General features: G+C 57.4%; 5 protein-coding genes. All 5 read right to left on the bottom strand.

Features of this window, described 5'->3' with window-relative positions:
* Positions 1-222 precede the first annotated feature (222 nt).
* The 5 genes from J1G33_RS27645 to J1G33_RS27625 all read right to left on the bottom strand — a co-directional run bounded on the left by J1G33_RS27645 (position 223) and on the right by J1G33_RS27625 (position 5,227).
* Positions 223-435, bottom strand: a complete 213-nt coding sequence (locus J1G33_RS27645) for a DUF6124 family protein (protein ID WP_223019165.1) — start codon at positions 433-435, stop codon at positions 223-225.
* Positions 436-979: 544 nt separating this feature from the next.
* A complete protein-coding gene (locus J1G33_RS27640) occupies positions 980-1,381 on the bottom strand; it encodes a hypothetical protein (RefSeq protein ID WP_222994740.1) in 402 nt (133 codons plus the stop codon).
* The gene (locus J1G33_RS27635; protein ID WP_347709501.1) at positions 1,368-1,781 is read right to left on the bottom strand and encodes a hypothetical protein; all 414 of its coding nucleotides are present in this window, start codon (positions 1,779-1,781) and stop codon (positions 1,368-1,370) included. Before J1G33_RS27635 ends, J1G33_RS27640 begins: the two co-directional genes overlap by 14 nt.
* 107 nt (positions 1,782-1,888) lie before the next feature.
* Positions 1,889-4,048, bottom strand: a complete 2,160-nt coding sequence (locus J1G33_RS27630) for a TonB-dependent siderophore receptor (protein WP_262416974.1) — start codon at positions 4,046-4,048, stop codon at positions 1,889-1,891.
* A gap of 327 nt (positions 4,049-4,375) precedes the next feature.
* A complete protein-coding gene (locus tag J1G33_RS27625) occupies positions 4,376-5,227 on the bottom strand; it encodes a helix-turn-helix transcriptional regulator (protein ID WP_223019164.1) in 852 nt (283 codons plus the stop codon).
* Between the last annotated feature and the right edge of the window lie 325 nt (positions 5,228-5,552).

Raw genomic sequence — 5,552 nt, 5'->3', positions numbered from 1 at the left:
ACCGAAGGGCCGAAAAACCACTCAATGTGGTGAGTAGGTTCTCCAGTGGTGGTCGCGCTTGAGTTCAGGCAATCTGAAAATCCGACTTTTTCAACAGAATCGGCCGAAAGCTGCCGCATTTTGTGTCATTCGACCCAGCCATCAAAAGCAAATCGCCGCGTCGTCGTACGTGTGTACAACGACGCGGCGAGTAAAGTGTCTTTCGAGTTGGGTGCTTGAAAATCAGCCAGCGCAAGGCATTTCGCGGTCGAGCAATCGGGCAGTGAGAAGCACGCCCAGTTCGCTCAGTTGGTGAATCGCCAGGGCGATGTCGCGGTGTTTGCCGTTGAGGTCTTCGGACAGGTCGAGCAGCAGGGTGCTGACGCTGGTGAAGGTTTCGTAGCTGTTGGTGATGAGGGTTTCGCTGGTTGCGTTGGGGGCGACGGTGAATAGCATGTTTGAATTCCTGAGTGTGGCTACCGCCCTTTAGCTACTAAACAGAAGGGTGGCAGCTGTGCGCAGGTTAGTAGACCGGGGAATCCAAACGAAAGCCGGCGCACCCGAAGGTGCCCTGCGCACAGCCACCATCAAGTACAGACAGGGATGTCTGATTGATGCAGCTCATGCACTTTTGTTTGGATAAACCTTCAGGCTACTAAACCCGATCGCCGAGACATTCAGCGACCGAGCCACCTTAATCACGGCCATCCCAGCGCACAAGCCGGCGGATTCTGACCCATGCGTAGGCAAGGGAGCAAGGCATTGCAGGGGGTTGGGATTTTTCCTGCGGGCTTCGAGGCGTCAGGTCAGGTGAGTGACGCGTCAGCCGCGCACGCCAGTCGCGCGCGTGTTGCAGGCGGCAGTCTTCTTCGCAATCAAAGTGCACGCAGCGCTCCATCGGCAGGGTGGGATGCCAGCTTCGTGCAGCGCCCGGGCAGCAGCTCGCCGCGACGGTGCGCGGCGGCAGAGTTTCATGGAGATCGGATGCCGGCATTGGCCATCAGTGAGATGACTTTCCATCCTTTGGGAGCAGTTCTCTTGCCATCTCCATTGCCTGCTCACGTGAAGCAGCAAGAAGCAAAGGGTAGCCCCAGAACTTGGCAAACACGAGCGCAAATGCCTTGAACCCAAGGCGTTTTGCCGAGTTGGGTTCAATCATGATCATTGCCAGAACCCACTTTCGCAATTCAACCTTGTGCTTTTTCATCCAGAGCGCGGTGCGTTTTTTTTCTTCCGCAGAGTGCTCATGGTCTTCGGTAGGTACGGTATCGGTCAAGAATACGAAGGGCTCTGCGCGCTGCAAGTTGGCCTCTAATTCGGCGAAGTCCTTTTGGTGATCGTGTCCGGGTTCTTGCGTAAGGCTCATCCAGACAAAAGGGAAGTCAGAACTATTCACCGACATGGTCGTTTCCTTTGTTTTTAACACAACGCCAGGTGGCCACGATGGCGAACACGCCGGGCAACGTAATGAAGAACACGGCCGAAAAAGCAACGTGCCAACCGTCGCGCAACCCATCGGAGATTCCCCCGAGGGTATTCAGGCCGACAAGCAGGCTGCCGAGAACCAGGGCAACCCACTGAGCCCTACGGGTTCCTGTTAGTGCGAGAAGCACCGTGACGATCCAGGAACCATAGAATGCGGAAAACATCCACAGTATATCGGGCTCGAACGTAATCGCCGGTGTCGCTCCGGGCGCTCTCGCAAAATCGTTTACATAGAAAAATAACTGGAAGGTGACAAAAAGTACGGCACCAACGGCTGTCGTCAACCAGAACAAGGCGACTTTGTTTGCGTTGTTCACCGCAGGCTCTTGGGGGAGGTGTAGCGTAGGCTGGAGGGGCATAGGAGCTTTCTCGATAATCAATGGGCTGTTGGATTTCTAACGGATGAAGCGTTCGGCCGGGGGAATCAATACCTATAGTCCAGCGTCACCATCAAGTTGCGTGGTGCGCCATAACCCACAGTGTCAAAATCGCCCTTCTGCAACGCGTACTTCTTGTCGAGCACGTTGTTAACGTTGACCGCTGCGGTGATCTTCTTCGTGATCGCGTAGCGCCCCAACAGTGATACCAGCGCATAGGAACCTTGTTCCCCACCCAATGAACTGATGCCTGTATTGGGCGCCTGGTAGAAGCGGCTTTGCCATTTGACGCCTGCGCCCAGCGTCAACCTGCTCCACTCTCCGGGCAACTGGTAGGTGCTGAAAAGCTGGGCAGTGGTACGCGGTATTTGCGAGTTCAAGCGGACGCCATCGCCGTCTTGTGCCGTGAAATGGGCGATGCCTGAATAGACGTTCCAGCCACGCGCCAGTTCGCCCTGCAAGTCCAACTCGATCCCGCGCGACTTCGTCCCATCCGAGCCCATATAGGCTTGGGCACCACTTGGCGTACGGGTTCCTGCGACGATCTGTGCAGCGTTGTCCAACTCGGTCTCGAACAAGGCCACCGACGCATTCAGACGTCCGTCCCTGTAAGCACCTTTGAGGCCGACTTCCTTGGTTTTCCCCTTTGTCGGCGTGAGCACGTTGCCCCTGCTGTCGCGATAGTCGGTTTGCGGATTGAATATGCCCGTGTAGCTCACGTAGGCCGAATAGGTCTTGTCGATGTCGTAGATCAAGCCGGCATACGGGGTGAATTCACTGCTCTTCTTGTAGTGCAACGACGAGCCGCCAACGGCGTCGTCGATCTCGTAGTTGCTGAAGCGGCCGCCGACAATGAGTTTCAGAGGCTCGGCCAGCGAGAACCGGGCTGCGCTATAGACACCGCTCTGTTTGATCAAGGTGCGGGTCGGTATCGAAGCCATGGCATCGAAGTTGGGGCGGGGAAAGGCCGGGCTCAGTTGATAGACATTGACCGGCGTGAAGCCTGCATAGAACGGAGCGATAGCTTCCTGGCTGGCGGTGCGGCGCGAACTCGTCGCCCCCACCACCAAGTCATGCTGGCGGCCAAGCAGTTCGAAGGGGCCGCTGGCCATCACGTCGAAGGTGTTTTGACGGCTGCGACCTTCGGACGCCAGTGCCACCGGAAAAGCCCCGTTGGGAAAGGAGCCCAGCCCCGTGGCGCGATCGGGGCGGCCGACCAGGCCGAGCAGTTCGGCATCGAATTCGGTGCGGTATTGATTAGCGACGGCCCGCAGGTTCCAGCCGTTGTCGAAGCGATGCTCGACCTCGGCAAACGCCGTCTTGAGGGTGTTGTCCCAACGGCTCCAGTTCTGCGCGTAGTTCTTGGAGCGTGAATACTCCGCCTGCGTGCCGTCGCTGAACCATAGCGGTAAACCTCCCCAGATGGAGCCCTTCGGTGTGATGTCCTGGTAGTCATAGCCCAGGCTCACCGTGGTGTCGGGTGTCAGATCTACCTCGATGATGCCGTAGAACGCCTTCCTCTGGGGCTTGTACCCATCCATGTACGAGTTTCCTTCCTGGGACGTCCCGACCATGCGGGCGCGGATACGGCCGTCCTCGGTTAACGGAGTCGATACATCGGCCATTTCCCGGTGGGTATCCCAGCTCCCCGCACCGAGCGAGGCGGACGCCGAGAATTCGCGGGTCGGTCGTTTGCGCACCAGGTTGATGGCGGCCGAGGGATTGCCGGTGCCGGTCAGCAAGCCGGAGGCGCCGCGCACGACCTCGACACGATCGTAGAACGCAGTATCGAGGGAGCCGATGCCGCTCCCGTTGACAATGTCGCCGACGACGGTGGGTATGCCGTCGTACTGAACGTTGTTGATCAAGAAACCACGCGAATAGAAACTCGTCCGTTCGCTGTCGGATTGGTACGACGAGACGCCCGTGGTGTTATCCAGCACGCCTTGCACCGAGTTCAATTGCTGGTCGTCCATGCGTTGGCGGGTGATCACCGTCACCGACTGCGGTGTTTCCCGCAGCGACAGCGGCAGGTGCGTCGCCACCGACGTCTGGCCCGTGGTGTAGGAGCCAGTACCTTCGGTGGTTGCCGTATCCATGGGGGCTGTTACGGTGATGGCCGGCAAGGTTATCTTTTCTTGATACGTCCCCTCAGCCCTGGTCTGAATCTGCCCTGGCTCGGCGGCGAATGCGCCCTGCGCACTCATGAGAACTGCTGCCGCAACTGCCGAGCCCAACACGGTGCGGGACGCGTTCCTGCTTGCGCCCTTGTACGGACCATCCAGATGAGAATAGCCAGCGGGCTCTGCCCTCCAACCACTTGGCCAACTGGACTGATCAACTGTTGCCATGATGAACATCAACAATACTCATTTGTATTTAGATGTTGCATTTAACAACGGACACACGGGGGCTTGATGGCGAAATCAGGCCAGATTGTTATTCAGTCAGGCCAAGCGCGATGCAATGTGGAGTGCAAGGACTACGGGCGATTGAGGGCGGTCGTTTGTCCCGAGCCTGGATAGCCCGATCCATCAGGGTAAAATTTCATTGGGGAGTATAATGCTGGGCACTGAAGCAAGCGCTGCGCCGCTGATGCGATCCGAGAGGTATCGTGCCGGAGGTTTGCCCACCGCCTTGCGGAACATGGTTACGAAACCGCTGGCGTTTTCGTATCCCAACTCCAATGCCACCGTTTGCACGCTTTCACCCTTGGTCAAATGTTGCAGCGCAAGGATCACATGCAGTTGCCGACGCCAGCGCCCAAAGCTCATCCCAATTTCATGCAGCAGAAGACGGCTCATGCTTCGCTCGCTCATGCCAATTCGAGTAGCCCAATCGGCCTTCGAGGTTTTGTCCGAGGGGGCGGCCAGCATCATTTCCACAAGGCGGCGCAATCGGGGATCACGCGGCATGGGCAGATGCAAGTATTCCACCGGTGCCGCCACCAGCTCGTCGAGCAATGCAGCAATCAACCGGTCTTCCCGTCCCCCTGGCGCGTATAACTCAGGAAAACCGGCCACCTTCAGTAGCAACTCGCGTAGCAAAGGCGATACCGAAATCGTGCAACAGGTTTTCGGAAGGTCCGGCGCGGCGTCTGGCTCAACGAACAGGCAATAGCATTCCGTTTCACCCGCTCCACGCGCCGCGTGCGGCAAGTCTCCCGGTATCCATATGGCGCATTGCGGCGGCACGATCCAGACACCGTCGTCAATCTCACAGTTGAGGATTCCGCGTAGGGAGTAGATCAACTGCGCTTTGCGGTGTTGATGCCTCGCATTTTCCCAGTCTTTTGTTACCCATGTGGCACTGAAGGCCACAATAGGTCGCGAGATGCTGTCGACGTCCCAAGGCACAATTAGATCGGTAATTGCGATGCTGGACATGTTGTCTCGTAGAGCCCCGGATTGAAGATGAGGCGTTGGCCTAATCGGAAAATACTATGACCAACCTGCTCAATAAGGTCTAGCCATTCCTAACGCTCGTGGCCCGGCTCCTTCTGGAGGAAAGAGGGCAATTTCTCTGCGATGGGCAATCCCGGCTCCAACAGGCGCAGTGACAGGAACGATCTGTTGAAGGTGATTGAGCAGTGACGGCTTCTGGCCGATTCTGTTGAAAAAGTCGGATTTTCAGATTGCCTGAACTCAAGCGCGACCACCACTGGAGAACCTACTCACCACATTGAGTGGTTTTTCGGCCCTTCGGTGACCT

It is taken from the genome of Pseudomonas sp. P867, from assembly GCF_019891455.1.
GTDB lineage: Bacteria > Pseudomonadota > Gammaproteobacteria > Pseudomonadales > Pseudomonadaceae > Aquipseudomonas > Aquipseudomonas synxantha_A.
The sequence above is the reverse complement of the archived record's forward strand: the minus strand, read 5'-3'. Positions and strand labels throughout refer to the sequence as shown.

Excerpts from the sequence above, each read along its gene's own strand:
- J1G33_RS27645 (WP_223019165.1), bottom strand. The coding sequence starts at position 435 with ATGCTATTCACCGTCGCCCCCAACGCAACCAGCGAAACCCTCATCACC.
- J1G33_RS27630 (WP_262416974.1), bottom strand. The coding sequence starts at position 4,048 with ATGAGTGCGCAGGGCGCATTCGCCGCCGAGCCAGGGCAGATTCAGACC.
- J1G33_RS27640 (WP_222994740.1), bottom strand. The coding sequence starts at position 1,381 with ATGTCGGTGAATAGTTCTGACTTCCCTTTTGTCTGGATGAGCCTTACG.
- J1G33_RS27625 (WP_223019164.1), bottom strand. The coding sequence starts at position 5,227 with ATGTCCAGCATCGCAATTACCGATCTAATTGTGCCTTGGGACGTCGAC.